This window comes from Maricaulis virginensis, assembly GCF_027922185.1.
Taxonomy (GTDB): Bacteria; Pseudomonadota; Alphaproteobacteria; order Caulobacterales; family Maricaulaceae; genus Maricaulis; species Maricaulis virginensis.
Genome location: NZ_BSFE01000013.1, coordinates 1 through 16,153, shown reverse-complemented (window position 1 = coordinate 16,153; position 16,153 = coordinate 1). Strand labels below are relative to the sequence as shown.

17 protein-coding genes are annotated in these 16,153 nt (G+C 65.8%); 7 read left to right on the top strand and 10 right to left on the bottom strand.

Going from position 1 to position 16,153, the window contains the following annotated elements; translation table 11 throughout:
• Positions 1-54: 54 nt before the first annotated feature.
• The 3 genes from gloB (at position 55) to PKE71_RS16140 (ending at position 3,123) form a co-directional block, all read left to right on the top strand.
• Positions 55-825: a hydroxyacylglutathione hydrolase gene (gene gloB / locus PKE71_RS16150; protein WP_271188039.1), complete on the top strand. Its 771-nt coding sequence runs from the start codon at positions 55-57 to the stop codon at positions 823-825.
• A gap of 121 nt (positions 826-946) precedes the next feature.
• A complete protein-coding gene (locus PKE71_RS16145) occupies positions 947-2,683 on the top strand; it encodes a SulP family inorganic anion transporter (RefSeq protein WP_271188038.1) in 1,737 nt (578 codons plus the stop codon).
• Positions 2,680-3,123, top strand: coding sequence for a cupin domain-containing protein (locus tag PKE71_RS16140; RefSeq protein WP_271188037.1), 444 nt, complete (start codon positions 2,680-2,682; stop codon positions 3,121-3,123). Before PKE71_RS16145 ends, PKE71_RS16140 begins: the two co-directional genes overlap by 4 nt.
• Here PKE71_RS16140 and PKE71_RS16135 read toward each other — a convergent pair.
• Together PKE71_RS16135 and phbB are read right to left on the bottom strand one after the other, a co-directional pair.
• Entirely contained in the window at positions 3,120-3,848 is a 729-nt protein-coding gene (locus tag PKE71_RS16135) for a DUF4908 domain-containing protein (protein WP_271188036.1), read from the bottom strand. The two genes, PKE71_RS16140 and PKE71_RS16135, sit on opposite strands and share 4 nt — an antisense overlap.
• A 69-nt stretch (positions 3,849-3,917) precedes the next feature.
• Positions 3,918-4,643 (bottom strand): acetoacetyl-CoA reductase, encoded by a 726-nt coding sequence (gene phbB, locus PKE71_RS16130; RefSeq protein ID WP_271188035.1) that lies wholly within the window; start codon positions 4,641-4,643, stop codon positions 3,918-3,920.
• Positions 4,644-4,804: 161 nt separating this feature from the next.
• Here phbB and phaR point away from each other — a divergent pair, with 161 nt between their 5' ends.
• A complete protein-coding gene (phaR, locus tag PKE71_RS16125) occupies positions 4,805-5,398 on the top strand; it encodes a polyhydroxyalkanoate synthesis repressor PhaR (protein ID WP_271188034.1) in 594 nt (197 codons plus the stop codon).
• A 160-nt stretch (positions 5,399-5,558) separates the two neighbouring features.
• Entirely contained in the window at positions 5,559-5,891 is a 333-nt protein-coding gene (locus tag PKE71_RS16120; RefSeq protein ID WP_271188033.1) for a hypothetical protein, read from the top strand.
• A gap of 229 nt (positions 5,892-6,120) precedes the next feature.
• Here PKE71_RS16120 and PKE71_RS16115 read toward each other — a convergent pair whose 3' ends face one another.
• The gene (locus tag PKE71_RS16115; RefSeq protein WP_271188032.1) at positions 6,121-6,534 is read right to left on the bottom strand and encodes a hypothetical protein; all 414 of its coding nucleotides are present in this window, start codon (positions 6,532-6,534) and stop codon (positions 6,121-6,123) included.
• Between the two features lie 138 nt (positions 6,535-6,672).
• Positions 6,673-7,419 carry a glycosyltransferase family 2 protein gene (locus PKE71_RS16110; protein WP_271188031.1) on the bottom strand — a complete coding sequence of 249 codons (747 nt, stop codon included), beginning with the start codon at positions 7,417-7,419 and terminating at the stop codon, positions 6,673-6,675.
• Between the two features lie 103 nt (positions 7,420-7,522).
• On the opposite strand from PKE71_RS16110, the gene PKE71_RS16105 reads away from it, so the two are divergent.
• Positions 7,523-9,337 carry an ArnT family glycosyltransferase gene (locus PKE71_RS16105; RefSeq protein ID WP_271188030.1) on the top strand — a complete coding sequence of 605 codons (1,815 nt, stop codon included), beginning with the start codon at positions 7,523-7,525 and terminating at the stop codon, positions 9,335-9,337.
• A complete protein-coding gene (locus PKE71_RS16100; protein WP_271188029.1) occupies positions 9,334-10,242 on the top strand; it encodes a hydroxymethylglutaryl-CoA lyase in 909 nt (302 codons plus the stop codon). Before PKE71_RS16105 ends, PKE71_RS16100 begins: the two co-directional genes overlap by 4 nt.
• Positions 10,243-10,460: 218 nt before the next feature.
• Here PKE71_RS16100 and PKE71_RS16095 read toward each other — a convergent pair whose 3' ends face one another.
• The 6 genes from PKE71_RS16095 to PKE71_RS16070 form a co-directional block, all read right to left on the bottom strand.
• Positions 10,461-11,471, bottom strand: a complete 1,011-nt coding sequence (locus PKE71_RS16095; protein ID WP_271188028.1) for a glycosyltransferase family 2 protein — start codon at positions 11,469-11,471, stop codon at positions 10,461-10,463.
• Positions 11,384-12,607 carry an O-antigen ligase family protein gene (locus PKE71_RS16090; protein WP_271188027.1) on the bottom strand — a complete coding sequence of 408 codons (1,224 nt, stop codon included), beginning with the start codon at positions 12,605-12,607 and terminating at the stop codon, positions 11,384-11,386. The genes PKE71_RS16095 and PKE71_RS16090 overlap by 88 nt, the downstream gene beginning before the upstream one ends.
• A gap of 23 nt (positions 12,608-12,630) precedes the next feature.
• A complete protein-coding gene (gene thrS / locus PKE71_RS16085; protein WP_271188026.1) occupies positions 12,631-14,565 on the bottom strand; it encodes a threonine--tRNA ligase in 1,935 nt (644 codons plus the stop codon).
• Between the two features lie 3 nt (positions 14,566-14,568).
• Positions 14,569-14,940: a membrane protein insertion efficiency factor YidD gene (gene yidD, locus PKE71_RS16080; RefSeq protein ID WP_271188025.1), complete on the bottom strand. Its 372-nt coding sequence runs from the start codon at positions 14,938-14,940 to the stop codon at positions 14,569-14,571.
• Positions 14,941-15,091: 151 nt separating this feature from the next.
• Positions 15,092-15,544: an iron-sulfur cluster assembly scaffold protein gene (locus PKE71_RS16075; RefSeq protein ID WP_271188024.1), complete on the bottom strand. Its 453-nt coding sequence runs from the start codon at positions 15,542-15,544 to the stop codon at positions 15,092-15,094.
• A gap of 391 nt (positions 15,545-15,935) precedes the next feature.
• On the bottom strand, positions 15,936-16,153 hold a 218-nt coding region (locus PKE71_RS16070; RefSeq protein ID WP_271188023.1), incomplete at its 5' end, for a hypothetical protein.

Sequence of the window (16,153 nt, the reverse complement as noted above, 5' to 3'; positions counted from 1 at the left end):
TGTCCTACACAGTCAGCATTCAAGGTCACACTAACCCAAGCCGCGGCAACGACAATGAGCGACCTCCTTATCCGGCAATTCCCCTGCCTATCGGACAATTACGGCTTTCTCGTGCACGATCCGGAGACCGGCGAGACCGCCACGATCGACACGCCGGACGCCGACCGCATCCTGGCCGAGGCCGACGCAGCAGGCTGGCGCATTACCCAGATCTGGAACACGCACCATCATTTCGACCATGCCGGCGGCAATGCCGCCGTGCGCGCTGCGACCGGCGCCCGCATTATTGCCCCCGGCTATGACGCCCACCGCATCCCGGACATCGACGTACCCGTCAGCGATGGCGACACCGTCGCACTCGGCCGGCACGAGGCCCGCGTGCTGTTCACGCCGGGCCATACGCTGGGCCATGTCTGCTATCACTTCGCCGATGACCGGATCGCCTTTGTCGGCGACACGCTGTTCGCGCTGGGCTGCGGCCGCCTGTTCGAAGGCTCGCCGGAGCAGATGTGGACCAGTCTGAGCCGGCTGGCCGCCTGGCCCGAGGAGACGCGCATCTACTGCGCGCATGAATACACCCAGGCCAATGCCGCCTTTGCGCTGTCGGTCGATCCGGACAATCGCGACCTGCAGGCCTATGCCGCCGCTGTCGAGGCCGAACGCGCCCGCGGCGAACCGACCGTGCCGACCACGATCGGCGCCGAACTGGCCGCCAATCCCTTCCTGCGCCCCGCCGATCCGGCCATCCGCAAACGCCTCGGCCTGGAAGCCGCCGACGACGCCACCGTCTTCGCGGAAATCCGCCGGCGCAAGGATAATTTCTGACCGATCCGGCCCAGTCGTCAGTTTGTCGCGTTGACACACCCCGCCCTTGGGGGTGACAAAAACTGTCCGGCAGTTGGCCTCCGCAATCGGCACGCCGCCGGGCAATGCGGGATGAGCTGCCATGGATCCATCATCGAGCGACCGCCGGTCCGGTCATCCGCCGGCACCGGGTTTCGCCGCCCTGTTCACACCCAAGATCGTCACCGTGCTGCGCGAGGGCTACGGGCTGGCGCACCTGCGCGCCGACATGGTCGCCGGGCTCACCGTTGCCATCGTCGCCCTCCCGCTGTCCATGGCAATCGCCATCGCGTCGGGCGTCTCCCCCGCACAGGGTCTCTATGCCGCGATCATCGGCGGCTTCCTGGTCTCCCTACTGGGCGGCAGCCGCTTCCAGATCGGCGGCCCCGCGGGCGCCTTCATCGTGCTCGTCGCCGCGACCCTGGAGCAGCACGGACCGGACGGGCTGATCCTCGCCACGCTGATGTCCGGCGTGATCCTGATCGCGACCGGCTATCTGCGGCTTGGCACCTATATCAAATTCATCCCCTATCCGGTGACGATCGGCTTCACGGCGGGCATTGCCGTCATCATCTTCACCAGCCAGCTACGCCCGATCCTGGGGCTTCAGCTGGACGGGCCGGAACCCAGCGCCTTTGCGCCGAAGCTGGAAGCCCTGGCGGCCGCCCTGCCGACGCTGAACCTGCAGGCCGCCGGCCTTGCCGTTGCGACCATCGCCATTATCGCCGGCCTGAAGGCCTGGCGGCCCGGCTGGCCGGGCATGCTGGTCGCCATCGTCGCAGCCTCGGCTGCCGCGGCCCTGCTGGACCTGCCCGTCGAGACCATCGGCAGCGCCTTCGGCGGCATTCCGCACGGCCTGCCGGCACCCGCCCTGCCCGCCTTCTCGCTGGACAAGGCGATTGCCGTGCTGCCCAGCGCCTTTGCCTTCGCCCTGCTCGGCTCGATCGAGTCGCTGCTCTCCGCCGTCGTCGCGGACGGCATGACCGGCCGGCGCCACCGGTCCAATTGCGAGCTTGTCGCCCAGGGGGTCGCGAACATCGGATCCGGCCTGTTCGGCGGGCTGTGCGTGACCGGCGCCATTGCCCGGACGGCGACGAATATCCGAGCCGGAGCCCGCAGCCCGGTCGCCGGCATGCTGCACGCCGCCTTCCTGCTCGCCTTCATGCTGATCGCCGCACCGCTCGCCCGCTACATCCCGCTCTCCGCACTCGGCGGCATTCTGGCCGTCGTGGCCTGGAACATGGCCGAGCGGCACCAGTTCTTCGGCCTCTTGCGCGCCTCCCGGGGCGATGCGCTGGTCTTGCTGTCGACCTTTCTTCTGACCGTCTTCTACGATCTGACCGCGGGTATCGTCGTCGGCTTCTCGCTGGGTGCGATCCTGTTCATCAACCGCATGTCGGAGCTGGCGGGCATCGACCGCGACGACGGCCTGGTCCAGCGCGACATCGCCGACAGTGTCGAGCGCGGCGATTATGATGTGCGCCTCGCGACCGATCCAGACATCGTCATCTACCGCATCCGCGGCGTGTTCTTCTTCGGGGCGGCATCGACGGTCGACAGCGTGCTGGGATCCATCGCCGACCGGCACCGCGCCTTCATTCTGGACTTCACCCACGTTCCGGCCATCGACTCGACCGCAGCGCACACGATCGCCGCCTTTGCCCGCAAGGCGGCGGAGCGGCACGCCATCGACATCTGGCTGACCGGTACGAATGCGACGGTGCGCGAGGCACTGGAGCGCCAGGGTGTCACGCCCCCCCTTGCCGCCTACGCCGCATCAATCGAGGATGCCGTCTCGACCGTTCGCCAGAGCAATGCCGCCACCGGGACACCGTCATGAGCCTCGCACCGGAAATCCGCACCCTTATCGACACGCTGGGCATGCAGCCGCACCCTGAGGGGGGCTGGTTTGTCGAGACCTTCCGGGATGCCGACGGACCGGACGGCCGGTCCCGCTCGACGGCGATCTATTTCCTGCTGACCGCGGGCCCCGGCTCGCACTGGCACCGGGTCGATGCGGTGGAGACCTGGCACTGGTATGCCGGCGCACCGCTTGTGCTGTCGATCAGTGAGGACGCACAGACCACGCGCGCGATCGAGCTCGGTCCGGATGTCGCAGAAGGCCAGCGGCCGCAGGGTGTGGTACCGGAAGGGGCCTGGCAGGCCGCCCGCACGACCGGCGCCTGGACCCTGGTCGGCTGCACGGTGGCGCCGGGTTTCGAGTTTTCGGGATTTGAACTGGCGCCCGAGGGCTGGGCGCCGGGGCAGGATTTGCTCTAGCTGGACATCCGCGCCAGGACCTGGGCGATCATCGCCGAGGACGGCCGTCCGGCATGGCCAGCGTCCGGCGCAATCACGATCACGAGCCGGCTCTCTTCGACAAAGGCCGCCGGCCGGTCGCCCAGAACCAGGCTGATTTCCGTCAGATCGCGCAGACGCCGGCGATCGCCGGGCACGAGACCGACGGCACGGTCGATGAGATCGAGCGTGTCGAACTGGATGCCGAGACCGGCCCGCGGCGCCGGGGCGTACTGCACCGAGATATTGCGATCGAGCTGGCGGGCCAGATCGCTGGCCAGACGCTCGGCGCGGCTGCGGACTTCACCCGGAGAGCGCGGGATCGGTGACAGGCCGGCCGCCGGGCTGGCGAACTCGACGATCACACCATCCGGCGCATCGGCCGGGAAATAGGTGGCGCCACCCAGCGGGTTGAGCCGCATCAGCTCGCGTCCGGTATCGGTGATATAGGCGGTCCCGCCCCCCGGCGCACGGTCGGGATAGAGCACGATCACCTCGCTGTCCGGCGCATCGCGCTCGCGCAGCAGGGCGGCCTCGCCGGACCGGTCGAACAGGAAGAAGGCGCCGGTATCGGCCCGCTGGTACCAGCCGGTGCTCTCCTGCGCCCGCTCATTGCGCAACAACCGGTCGCGCAACGGGTTCTGCATTCCCGAAGCGGCGCCGGCAGCGAGTGCGGCGATCAGTATGGCGGTTATCCAGCGTATCATCCCGGTCAGCATCATCAGCGGCAAGACGGCGAATTTGCGGCAGGCACTGCAGCCCGCCGCCGAGCCGCATCAGGCCATGTACTGGCCGCCATTGATGGTGAGGGTGGAGCCGGTCATGAAACCGGCCTCCTCGCTGCACAGATAGACGACGAGCGCGCCGATCTCCCTGGCCTCGCCCAGCCGGCCGGCGGGAATGCCCGCGATGATGCTTTCGAGCACTTTTTCCGGCACGGCGGCGACCATGTCGGTGTTGATATAGCCCGGCGCCACGCAGTTCACCGTGATCCCCTTGCGGGCGGTTTCCTGGGCCAGTGCCTTGGTGAAGCCGATCACGCCGGCCTTCGCGGCGGAATAGTTCACCTGGCCCATCTGGCCCTTCTGGCCGTTGATCGAGGAGATGTTGACGATCCGGCCCCAGCCGCGCTCGCGCATGCCGTCGATCACCGGACGCGTGACATTGAACATCGAGTCCAGATTGACCCGCATCACCTCGCGCCACTGTTCCGCACTCATCTTGTGGAACATGGTGTCGCGCGTGATGCCCGCATTGTTGATCACGATGTCGATCGGCGCGCCGGCTGCCTGTTCGGCCTCCGCAAGGCCGGCAGCGCTGGCATCGGCATCGCCGACATCGAACTTCACCACCTTGATACCGGTTTCCTCGGCAAAGGCCCGGGCGGCCGCCTCATTGCCGGCATAGTTGGCGACGACCGTGTGGCCGGCCGATTTGAGTGCGAGACTGATGGCGGCGCCGATGCCCCGAGTGCCGCCGGTGACGATTGCGGTGCGTGTCATTCCATCCCCCGAAATTCGACATGGCTCATCGGCCATTTGCGTTCGCGCTTGCAGCAGACCACATTAAGCGCGTACACCCTTAGATGAAATAGCTACGCGCTCGTGTCGAGCGAATTGCGGCTCGACCGATAAAAAAACGGCGCACCACAGGGGAGTAAGCGGTGACCAAATCGAACGGAAAGTCGCCCGAGATCATCATCAAGAAGTATGCGAACCGGCGCCTCTACGACACCTCGACCAGCCAGTACGTCACACTCGATTATCTGCGTGACCTGGTGAAGAAGGGGACAGAGTTCCAGGTGGTCGATGCCAAGAGCGGCGACGACCTGACGCGCGGTGTTCTGGCCCAGATCATTTTTGAAGAAGAGTCGCGCGGCGCCAACCTGCTGCCCGTCGATTTCCTGCGCCAGCTGATCGGCTTCTATGGCGACAGCCTGCAGAGCGTCGTGCCCGGCTATCTGCAGATGTCGATGAATTCCTTCGCCCAGCAGCAGGAGGAATTCCGCGAACGCATGACCGAGGCGATGACCTCGCCGCAGGCCTCCATGGCCATGATCGAGGAACAGACCCGCCGCAACATGGAAATGTTCGGCCAGGCCATGCGCATGTTCTCGCCCTTCAATCAACCGGGCGAGACCCCGGAAGAGGCCGGCAAGGCCGCGCCGGAGAAGGAGAGCGAGGATCTTTCCGCCATGCGCGAGGAACTCGACGCGATGCGCGCCAAGCTCGACCAGATCCTCGACAAGAAGACATAGAGCGGTCCCGTACCGTTAAGATTTTCGTATCGATTTGACGCACCCGGCAGTCCCGCGACTGCCGGGTGTATTCATTTACAACCTCTAAACCCTGTTTTCGCACCCGGATCGTGGTTAACCTCTCATTAAGAGTTGGCATCCGCCTTGCGAAGCAGAGGGCATGACCACGATCCGCAGTGCATATTCTGTCCCGACCCCGACCCGCCGGCGCGTAGAGCCGGCCGGTCGTGCACGCGGTTCCAGTGACCATCCGCCCCGGCAGGACCGTGCCCTTGTCACCGTCCCGACCCGGCAGAAGACCGACGGCGATGCCGAACGGTCCTTTGTCCGCACGCGTCCTGCCACGGCGGAGGTCATGGTCCAGATTATCGGTGGCGATATCCCGCGCCGGGGTATCAAGGCCGACCCCAGCGAGGTCGAGCGTTTCCGCCGCACCTACGCCCAGGCCGCACAGCCAAGCGCGCCGGCCCCGAAATGGGAGCGGCGCGCATGAGCCTGTCTCTTGGAACCGCCCGGCGTGTCGGTTTCTGGCTGGATGTCAGCCTGGGCGCCGGACTGGTGTTTTTCCTGGTCTGAAGCGTGATCAGGTGAAGTGGGAACCGGTTCACCGGTTCGATCACGCGACCGCTCAAGACTCCAGAGCAGGACCAATTCCGCAGAAAGCGATCCTGGTCCAGACAAGACGCCCCCGCCCCGCTTGCGCGGGGCGAAAGGGTTTGTGCCTATTCCCCGCCGACCGCGAGGTCGCGGCGGGCGGCGACGATCGTCACCACGAAACCGGCCACCGTATCCATCAGCGCCATCATGGTGATGAGGAAGAAGACCGAGGTGCCGAAACGGCCGACCAGCAGGAAGAGCGCCATGGCGATCACGAAGACGGCCATGGACAGGCCGTGATTGATGATCGTCGCAGTACCCGTGCCGGCCGACTTCACCAGTTCGATGAACATCATGATCAGCGAGAAAATGATCAGCAGGTCGCCGACCTTCATGCCCCAGGGGCCTGAAACCAGCGGCACCTGGAAGACGGTGTTGTCCATCAGCGCGGCTGCCGCCGACGGCTCCCCGCCCGTGAAGATCACCAGCACCGAATACACGATCACCGGGATGATCAGCAGTGGAATGACATTGAACATGGAACTTCCCCCCTTGGATCCGCCGGCGCGCCGAGCCTGGTTCGCCGCCGTCATACCTAGCAATACGCCGTTATCCCCGCCTCCGGACATGTCGCATCCTTTCGTCCCCTGACCGGCGGCCGCGGGCGGGCGCCGGTGTCAATACTCGTCGGTTCCGCGCGGACTGCGCGCCCGCGAATTTAACCACATCATGCCAAGAATGTCTGTCAAAGAGGCGAAAAGACGGCCGAAATTCGTATATTTTGACGAACCGATCGTGCGGTGGCGGTGCGAAACCGGGCGGAATTCGCACAGATAACCCTCGCGATTCATCAGTGCCGGGATGAAACGGTGCTGGTGATCGAAGAAGGGCAATTCCAGATAGGCCTGGCGCCGGAAAGCCTTCAGCCCGCATCCGGTATCGTTGCAATCGTCGCTCAACAGCCCCTTGCGAATGCCATTGCCGACGCGCGAGGCGAATTTCTTCCAGGTGCTGTCCTGGCGGTTCGCCGTGCGGTCGCCACCGACAAGGGCAAGCCCCTCTGGCGCATCGGGCCGCGTCAGGGCGTCGATCACCGTGGGCAGGTCCTGCGGCGGGTTCTGGCCGTCCCCGTCCAGGGTTGCGACGACCGCACCGCGCGCGTGCATCACGCCGGTCCGGATCGAGCGCGACTGACCGGCATTGTGGCGGTGCGACACCACCCGCAGCATGGGCAGTTCGGCCTTCGCGGCGACGAGCTCCTCGCGGGTCGCGTCGGAGGAATGGTCGTCAACAAAGATGATCTCGAAATTCCGGCCCTCGAGCGCTTCGGCGATCTCGCGGGCGAGCGGCACGACATTGCCGGCCTCGTTATAGGCCGGAACGACGACGGAGATGTCCGGCAGGGCGGAGGAGGTCTGGCTCATGGGATGACGGCTTGAGCTTGCGAAACAGGGTCTGCCCGTTACATACCGGGTTTGGTTCGCGACGCGAGGGTTTTCTCATGTCCGGCGTGAACCGGAGAGGTGGATGATCGAGCTTTCCCGGGGCCTGCGCGCCTGTTTCATCATTGCTGCGATAGCGGCTGCGGCGGCCCTGGCCGGGATATTCACCCTGCCACCGCTCGACCGCGACGAGAGCCGCTTTGCCCAGGCGACCGCCCAGATGCTGGAGAGCGGCAATCTCGTCGAGATCAATTTCCAGGACGAGGAGCGCAACAAGAAGCCCGTCGGTATCCACTGGCTGCAGGCGGCCAGCGTCGCTGCCCTGTCGAGCGCCGAGGCGCGCGAGATCTGGGCCTATCGCATCCCCTCCATGTTCGGTGCCATACTGGCAGCCCTCGCCTGTTTCTGGGGCGGCCAGCGCCTGGTCGGCCGCGAGGCGGCCTTTGCCGGCGCGGCGCTTTTCGCGGCGACCGTGATGCTGGGCATCGAGGGCGGTATCGCCAAGACCGACGCCGTGCTGGCCGGCGCCACCACGCTCGCCCTGGCAGCGCTGGCCAATCTGCGCGCCGGCGGCGGCCGCAAGACCGCCCTCCTCTTCTGGTTCGCGCTTGGCCTGGGCGTGCTGATCAAGGGCCCGGTGACACCGATGGTGGCCGGACTGACGGCTGTCACGCTTGTGATCTGGGAGCGGGAATGGCGCTGGCTGAAACCGCTCCTCTTCTGGGCCGGGCCGGTGCTGGCGGTCGTGATGGTCCTGCCCTGGATCGTCTCTATCCAGATCGCCACCGAAGGCAATTTCCTGCGCGAGGCGCTGGGTGTGGACATGGGACCCAAGATCATCTCGGCCCAGGAACGCCATGGCGGCTGGCCGGGCTATTATCTCCTCCTGCTGCCGCTGACCTTCTTCCCGGCCATCCTCTTCCTCGTCCCCGGCCTGACGCGCCTGGTCCCTGCCGTGCGCGGACGGATCGATGCGGATACCGCCCGCACGGCGCGGTTTCTGATCGCCTGGGCACTGCCGACCTGGATCGTCTTCGAACTTATGCCCACCAAACTGCCGCACTATGTGCTGCCAACCTACCCAGCCCTGGCCCTGATCGCAGGCTGGGGGTTTGTCGAGCTGACGAAAACCGCGAACTGGGCCCGCTGGACCGGCTGGGCACTGTTCGGACTGGCCGCGCTGGTCTTTGCGATCTTCGTTCCGGCGATTTTCATGACCTTTGGCGATGGCACGAGCCGGGATGTGCTGGCCCTTGTACAGGCCAGCTTCGACGGCACCGCCGAACCCGGGCTTTCGCCAGCGATGACGGCACTCGTACTCGCTGCGGCCGCAGTCTTTGCCGGCCTGGCGGCTGCGACCCTGATCGCAGGCTGGCTGCGCGCCGGCTCCGTCGTGCTCGTTCTGGCCGTGCTGTCGGGACTGGGCTGGCACGTGATGACACGCGGCGCAGCCCTGCCCGGCGCCGAAGCGGTACGTCTGGCCGAGCGGGTGCGTGCCGTGCGGGAGATGTCAGAGGAGATCGCGCACATCGCGCCGCACGACATCGTTGCGGCCTCATCCTACACCGAACCCAGCCTCGTCTTCTCGCTGGGCACGCAGACCTATCTCGGATCGGCAGAGGATGTGCTGGTCTTTGCAGAAGCGCGCGAAGCCCCCACATTGCTGGTACTGGACCTGTCGCGTGACGAGGATTTGCGCGCGGCTTTTGCCGGTGAAAGCCGGCCCGGCAGCGCCTGGCCGGAGCACGACCTGTTCGACCGCCTCAACACGCTGGGCGACTGCCATCGGGCTTGGCTTCCCGGTACGAATTATTCCAGAGGCAGTGACACGACGCTGGTCGCGGTCTTCACGCGCTGCCAGCCGGACACGCCTCATATCCCGGAGCTTGATGTTCAATGACCCGCAAGATCGAAATCGTTGAAGTCGGCCCGCGCGACGGGCTGCAGAACGACCCGGCGATGATGTCGACCGACACCAAGATCGAGTTCGTCGAACGCCTGATCGCGGCGGGCGTCCGGCGCATGGAGGCGGCCAGCTTTGTCCATCCCAAACTCGTTCCGGCCATGGCCGACAGCGATGATGTGATGCAGCGTGTGCCGCGCCAGGACGGGGTGAAATATATCGGCCTTGCGCTTAACGAACGCGGCATGCGGCGCGCACTGGAGGCCGGCTGCGACGAGGTGAACTATGTCATGGTCGCCTCGCCGGGCTTCGGCCTGAAAAACCAGAACGCCACCCCGGATGAGACCGCCGACCTGTTCGACCGCATCGCCATCCTCGCCCATGACGAGGGCGTGCCCGTCTCGGTGACCGTGTCCGTGGCCTTCGGCGATCCGTTTGACGGCGAGGTCGATCCTGCGGTCGTCGCCCAGCTGGCCGGCCGGGCCCGCGCCGCCGGTGCGGTCGAGTTCGCGATGGGCGACACGATCGGCGTCGCCGATCCGTGGAAGGTCCGCAAGACGCTGGATCTGGTGCGCGCGCAGAGCGGTGACATGCGCCTGCGCATGCACTTCCACAACACGCGCAATACGGCGATGGCCAATATCTACGCCGCCGTCGAGGCCGGCGTAGACGTGATCGACGCCTCGGTCGGCGGGATTGGCGGCTGCCCCTTCGCCCCGGCTGCGACCGGTAATGTGGCGACAGAGGATGTGGTCTACATGCTCGAGCGCGGCGGTTTCGACACCGGGCTCGACCTTGGCAAACTCATCGAAACGGCAAAATGGCTGGAGACGGACGGGCTGAAACACCCGGTCGACTCGGCACTGTCACGCGCTGGTGCATTTCCCGCTCCCGCCCGCTGACCATTGCGACACCATCCTTCCCCTTGATGGGGAAGGTGGGCCAAAGCAAAGCTTCGGGTCGGAAGGGGTGAATCCCGGTGTTGGCCTTTTTAGTGCAAAGCCGCGAACACCCCGCCCTCACCCCATCCACCACGCCTTCGGCGCGGTCCCCCTTCCCCATCAAGGGGAAGGATGGCGTCTGACGCAGTTGCGTGTTTGTGATCTGCCCGGCAGACGGCCTAGCGGCTGCCGCTGGCACGCCGGATGCGGCGCAGGCGGAGCGCCACACGCTGGCGGTGGATGAAATTCTGCACCTGCGCCTTCAGGCGCAGCAGGGTCACCCGGCCCCAGATCGCCGCGAAGATCGGCCCGATCATCGCCATCGTGGCGAGCCGCTGCAGCGGCCCCGGGTAGTGTTTCCAGAAATACTTGATGAAACCCAGCGCCTTGTGGGTCTCCACGAAAAAGGGCGAGGTGCGGCTGGTGCCGCCGTAGTGCAGGATTTCCGCCCGCGGTTCGAAATACACCCGTCCGCCCGCGGCGCGCACCTGGCGGCACAGATCGATGTCCTCGACATGCAGGAAATAGCGCTCGTCGAACCCGCCATGATCGAGAAAGGCCTGACGCGGCACCATCATCGCGGCGCCGGAGACGACCGGTACATCCATCACACCGTCGGCCAGCGGCTGGTTTTCGAAATGCAGATTGCGGGCGCCCGGCAGAAACCGCTCCAGCCCGAGGAAGCTGACCATGGCGGAGACCGGTGTCAGCTCGCCGCGGCGGCCGCCGCGCTGTTCGGTGCCGTTCTCATTGGTGATGCGCGCGCCCAGCACCCACATGCCCGATCCCAGTTCTGCCGCCGAGGCCTTCATCCGCCGCATGGATCCGGGACGCAGGACGGCGTCGGGATTGAGGAACACCACCCAGTCGCCGGAGGCACGCCGGGCGCCGATATTGCACCCTTTGCCAAAACCGAGATTGGCGCCGGTTTCCACCAGGACGAGCTTGTCGCTGCCCGCCGCCATTTCGCGCAGACGCCGGATCATGTCGGGCGGATTGCCGTGATTGACGAGCACGAATTCGTCGACACCGGGGGCCGCCAGGATCGCGGCAACCGCCTCGAGCAGGCGCGGGCCGGTCTGCCAGGAGACAGTAACGACGCTCAGACGCGCGGCACCCGCCCCCGGGGCTGCTTCGCTCCGAGGAAGAAGACCGACGTCGCCGCCAACGCTACTGTCCCTTGGTGCCATTCCTGCCAGACCCCGTAGGAGAACACGATAAGGGATACATAAACCACAAGTATCCAGACCACTCCAACGGCCTGCAGCCGTGAAAGTTGCGGAGCACCTGCAATTCTTCCCCCCATGGCAACCAGACAGGACGCCAGGAGCACAGCTCCGACAGCGCCTGTTTCAAGCCAGATGTGCAAAGTCGCATTGTGCGGATGCAACGGCAAGCGTTCGATTGTGTAACCGGCCAGTTCCATCTCGGCGTTGAGCGGCCGCGAGGCATCCAGCCCGTACCCCGTCCAGGGCTTTTCCCGGATCAGTTCACCCGCGTAGGACCAAATCTCCAGCCGCCAGACCCAGGACAGCGGCATGGCGTCGCGCAGGCCCTGCGGTATGTGCGCGATCACATCCGGCAGGGCCAATGGCATCACGATCAGCATGCCCGCCACTGTCCCGAACACGATGGCCAGCAGCGTACGCGGCCAGAATACGGTCAGAACGGCCGCGATCCCGGCCAGCACGAAGGCGACCGTGTTGACCTCGGTATCGAAGGCAAAGGCCGCAACAGCGGCCAGGCCGACAAAGATCGCGCCGATCAGCGGTCCGCCCTCGCGCCAGGCGATCAGCGCCGCGGGAACCGACAGCAGGAGCAACGGCACGGCCGCATGCCCCAGATTGCGGTTCACATGGATCATCTGGTCCCGTTCGGGCAGGCTGCCCATACCCTCCACGGCAACCTTGAAGCCGCGGGTTGCGCTGCCATCCAGCATGGCTTCGGCAAAGAGATAAAGCCCCAGCCCGGCGACGAGGAACATGATTGCCGCCTCGACACGCCGCTGCCAGGCGCCGCCCAGCTTGCCGATGCGCACGGCAAACAGCGCATAGAGCGGAATGCCCAGACAGGTCCGCCAGATCTGGCCGGGATCGTCATGCGGCGACCACAGGAAGCTCAGCGCAATCCAGACCAGGAAGAGGCCGCCGGCGATCAGCGAGATCGGCACCCGGCCGGGCCGCCAGAAGGACGGCTCGACCGGAAAGGCCACCAGCGCCATGATCGCCACGGCCGGCGCGATCATCAGCGATCCGGCAACACCGAAGAGAAAGGAGAGTGCGAACGCGGCGATGCCGGCTATGCCTGCCCTGGTATCATCGCGCACGTCCGCGTCCCTCCCGTACGCCGCTAGTCCCGTTTCAGGTCCGGCGGGGTGGCATCAGCCGCCAGGCGGGCGATCGCCTCTTCGAACGGCAGGACTTCCTGCTTGTTGCCCTCTTCGCCCAGGAAGCGCAGGGCGAGCGTGCCCTCCTCGGCCTCCTTGCGGCCGACAACGGCGATCACCGGCACCTTGCCGACCGAGTGTTCGCGGACCTTGTAGTTGATCTTCTCGTTGCGCAGATCGGTCTCGACATTCAGCCCGGCCTTCACCATCGCCGCCTTGACCGTTTCGGCATAACTGTCGGCATCGGAGGTGATCGTCGCGATGACGATCTGGCGCGGTGCCAGCCAGAAGGGCAGCTTGCCGGCATAGTTCTCGATCAGCACACCCAGGAAGCGCTCCAGCGAGCCCAGAATGGCCCGGTGCAGCATCACGGGGCGATGTTTCTCGCTGTCATCGCCGACAAAGGTCGCATCCAGGCGTTCAGGCAGGTTGAAGTCGCACTGGATCGTGCCCGTCTGCCATTCCCGGCCGATCGCATCCTTGACCACAAAGTCCAGTTTGGGGCCGTAGAAGGCGCCGTCGCCAGGATTGTGCTCATATTCCAGACCCGAGGCTTCGGCAGCTTCCTTGAGCGCCGCTTCGGCCTTGTCCCAGACCTCGTCGGACCCGACCCGCGTTTCCGGACGGTCGGAGAACTTGATCCGCGGCTCCTCGAAACCGAAATCGGCATAGACCGATTTCAGGAGTTCGCAGAAGGCCTTCACCTCGCCGGTAATCTGGTCGACCGTGCAGAAAATGTGCGCATCGTCCTGCACGAAGCCGCGCACCCGCATCAGCCCGTGCAGCGAGCCGGACGGTTCATAGCGGTGGCAGGAGCCGAATTCGGCCATGCGCAGCGGCAGGTCGCGATAGGATTTCTGGCCCTGGTTGAACACCTGGACGTGACACGGGCAGTTCATCGGCTTGACCGCCAGGACCTTCTCTTCCTGGTCGATCGAGGAGATGAACATGTTCTCCCGGTACTTGTCCCAGTGGCCGGAAGCTTCCCAGAACTTGCGGTCCATCAGCTGCGGCGTCCGGATCTCGACATAGCCCGCCGCTTCCAGCCGCCGGCGCATATAGTCCTGCACCGCGCGATAGAGACGCCAGCCATTGGGATGCCAGAACACCTGGCCCTGCGCCTCTTCCTGGAAGTGGAAGAGCTCCATCTGCTTGCCGAGCCGGCGGTGATCGCGCTTCTCGGCCTCTTCCAGACGGTGCAGATGCGCCTTGAGCTGTTTCTCGTCAGCCCAGGCCGTGCCGTAGATCCGCTGCAGCATGGCGTTGCGATGATCGCCGCGCCAATAGGCCCCGGCCACCTTCATCAGCTTGAACGCCTTGCCCACCTTGCCCGTAGAGGGCAGGTGCGGGCCACGGCACAGGTCGAACCAGTCGCCCTGGCGGTAGATGGTGATCGTCTCGCTCTCGGGCAGATCGCGGATCAGCTCGGCCTTGTAGGCCTCGCCCATCTTCTCGAATTCGGCGATCGCCGCGTCGCGGTCCCAGACCTCGCGCACGAAGGGCAGATCCGCATCGACGATCTCGCCCATGCGTTTCTCGATCGCCTCGAAATCTTCCGGGCTGAACGGCTCGTCGCGGGCAAAGTCATAGTAGAACCCGTCCTCGATGGCCGGGCCGATCGTCACCTGCGTGCCGGGGAACAGGTCCTGCACGGCCTGGGCGAGGATGTGGGCCGCATCGTGGCGGATCACTTCGAGCGCCTTGTCGTCCTTGCGCGTGATGATGGCGACCCGGGCGTCACCGTCCAGCGGCCGGGTCAGGTCCCAGTCCTGGCCGTCCACCTCGGCAATGATGGCCGCCTTGGCCAGCGATTTGGAAATGCCCTCGGCCAGGTCGAGGGGCGTGGCGCCGTCGGGAAGCTCGCGTTTCGATCCGTCGGGAAGCGTCACATTGATCATCGGTCACATGTCCTTGTTGTCGGCGCGGCCCGCCGGCGAAAGCTCGTCCTGCGCTGGTCCCGGCGACCGGGTCCGGAAGGCCCAGACCCGCCACCAGGGAACATGCGTACGCGCCTCCGGAACCGGGTCGAAACCGAACGTGCCGCCCGGGCGGCATCGTCCCAGCCGCCCCAGCGCCAGCCAGAAACCGCGCCAGGGGCCCTGCGCCGTCACCGATCCGATCGCATAGTGCGAGCAGCTCGGCTCGTGGCGGCAGCGCACGCCCAGCGCATAGAAGACCGGCGACAGGGTCCACTGATAGACGCGCAAGGCGCCGATCATCACGGCCCCGGCGAGCGGGCGGTCTGGCGTTTCTTTCCGTTCCGTCGAACGCATATGGATTCAAGCCTTTTAACGCCGCTGGACGCGCTGTCCACCATGGACATCAAGCGCGCACCGCGGGCCGCAGTAAAGCCTGTGGGTGAAGTGTGGAAGCCTTTTCGGACTGCCCGGGCTCGTCCCGCCGGCAAGGCGGGGCCGGACAGCCCTATCCAGTGAGCGAAGTCGGAGTCTGCGCGGTCGCGGCCTGGCGGGCAGCCTCGGTCACCGCCTCGAAGACCAGCATCACCGACTGGTGGCGGGCGGGATAGGCGCGCGCACCTTCCAGCACAGCGAGTTCGCCGAAGCGTCCGCGCGGTGCCGGCTTGCCCTGTTTCAGCATGGCCAGCAGGCTGTCGCGGGCGACTTCCAGCTCTTTCAGCGAAGCACCGACAGCCTGGCGCGCCAGCACCGAGGCCGAGGCCTGGCCCAGCGCACAGGCCTTCACCCGCAGGGCGAGGTCGGCAACACGCTCGCCGCGCATGACGATATCGATCTCGATTTCCGAACCGCACAGGCGCGAAACCTTGCGCACCGATGCCTGCGGACGTTCAAGACGCCCGATGCGCGGAATATCCGCCGCCAGCCGCAGGACGGCATTGGAGTAGAGTTCGTCAGCCATTACGCCCTCTATCTAGTGCGTTTCCGCGCGCTTTGCCATGGGGTTGTACCCCGCTCCCGTCTCCCCGGTGGAAGAGAGGATGCCAAAGCCGCACCCTTACCCTGAACACCCCTCCGCTTTTCCCGGCTGAAAGCCCGGCGCAGGCCGGGCGCAGCGCCGGGATCTACGGGAAGCTCATCGCTTGGAGTGACCCGCGGTTGGTCCCGGATCTGCAGCCTGCCTGCGCAGGCCTCCGTCCGGGAAAAATGTATAGGGTGGAAGACAGAGTGAGAACGCCGCCACAAACACCGTCACCCTGACACCCGCTTTCGCGGGCGCAGGCTTCGGTCAGGGCCCAGTTCGTAGGGCCGGGTGACCGCGAATATGCACTTATCCCGCACATCGCCGCCGCTCAGACCGAGCCCGCCTGGCCAAAATCTCCCTTTGCGATCTGGGTCCTGACCTTCGTCAGGATGACGGTTTGTGGGGCCGGGGCCGGAAACTTGTCCCCGCCCTCCCAGATGCGCGTATGCTCGTCATCGGTTTCCGGGATGGGAGGCATGAGCTCAGTCCCTTGTGCCCGGGAGCGTGCGGAGCTCGTCCGCGCCTGGTGGGTGACAGCATCAGGCT

What these genes read in the sequence shown, in the direction of transcription:
- PKE71_RS16075 (WP_271188024.1), bottom strand. Translation starts at nt 15,544, where the DNA reads ATGGCTGACGAACTCTACTCCAATGCCGTCCTGCGGCTGGCGGCGGAT.
- PKE71_RS16110 (WP_271188031.1), bottom strand. Translation starts at nt 7,419, where the DNA reads ATGAGCCAGACCTCCTCCGCCCTGCCGGACATCTCCGTCGTCGTTCCG.
- PKE71_RS16105 (WP_271188030.1), top strand. Translation starts at nt 7,523, where the DNA reads ATGATCGAGCTTTCCCGGGGCCTGCGCGCCTGTTTCATCATTGCTGCG.
- PKE71_RS16120 (WP_271188033.1), top strand. Translation starts at nt 5,559, where the DNA reads ATGACCACGATCCGCAGTGCATATTCTGTCCCGACCCCGACCCGCCGG.
- PKE71_RS16135 (WP_271188036.1), bottom strand. Translation starts at nt 3,848, where the DNA reads ATGATACGCTGGATAACCGCCATACTGATCGCCGCACTCGCTGCCGGC.
- PKE71_RS16100 (WP_271188029.1), top strand. Translation starts at nt 9,334, where the DNA reads ATGACCCGCAAGATCGAAATCGTTGAAGTCGGCCCGCGCGACGGGCTG.
- PKE71_RS16095 (WP_271188028.1), bottom strand. Translation starts at nt 11,471, where the DNA reads ATGGCACCAAGGGACAGTAGCGTTGGCGGCGACGTCGGTCTTCTTCCT.
- PKE71_RS16115 (WP_271188032.1), bottom strand. Translation starts at nt 6,534, where the DNA reads ATGTTCAATGTCATTCCACTGCTGATCATCCCGGTGATCGTGTATTCG.
- phbB (WP_271188035.1), bottom strand. Translation starts at nt 4,643, where the DNA reads ATGACACGCACCGCAATCGTCACCGGCGGCACTCGGGGCATCGGCGCC.
- yidD (WP_271188025.1), bottom strand. Translation starts at nt 14,940, where the DNA reads ATGCGTTCGACGGAACGGAAAGAAACGCCAGACCGCCCGCTCGCCGGG.
- thrS (WP_271188026.1), bottom strand. Translation starts at nt 14,565, where the DNA reads ATGATCAATGTGACGCTTCCCGACGGATCGAAACGCGAGCTTCCCGAC.
- gloB (WP_271188039.1), top strand. Translation starts at nt 55, where the DNA reads ATGAGCGACCTCCTTATCCGGCAATTCCCCTGCCTATCGGACAATTAC.
- PKE71_RS16140 (WP_271188037.1), top strand. Translation starts at nt 2,680, where the DNA reads ATGAGCCTCGCACCGGAAATCCGCACCCTTATCGACACGCTGGGCATG.
- PKE71_RS16145 (WP_271188038.1), top strand. Translation starts at nt 947, where the DNA reads ATGGATCCATCATCGAGCGACCGCCGGTCCGGTCATCCGCCGGCACCG.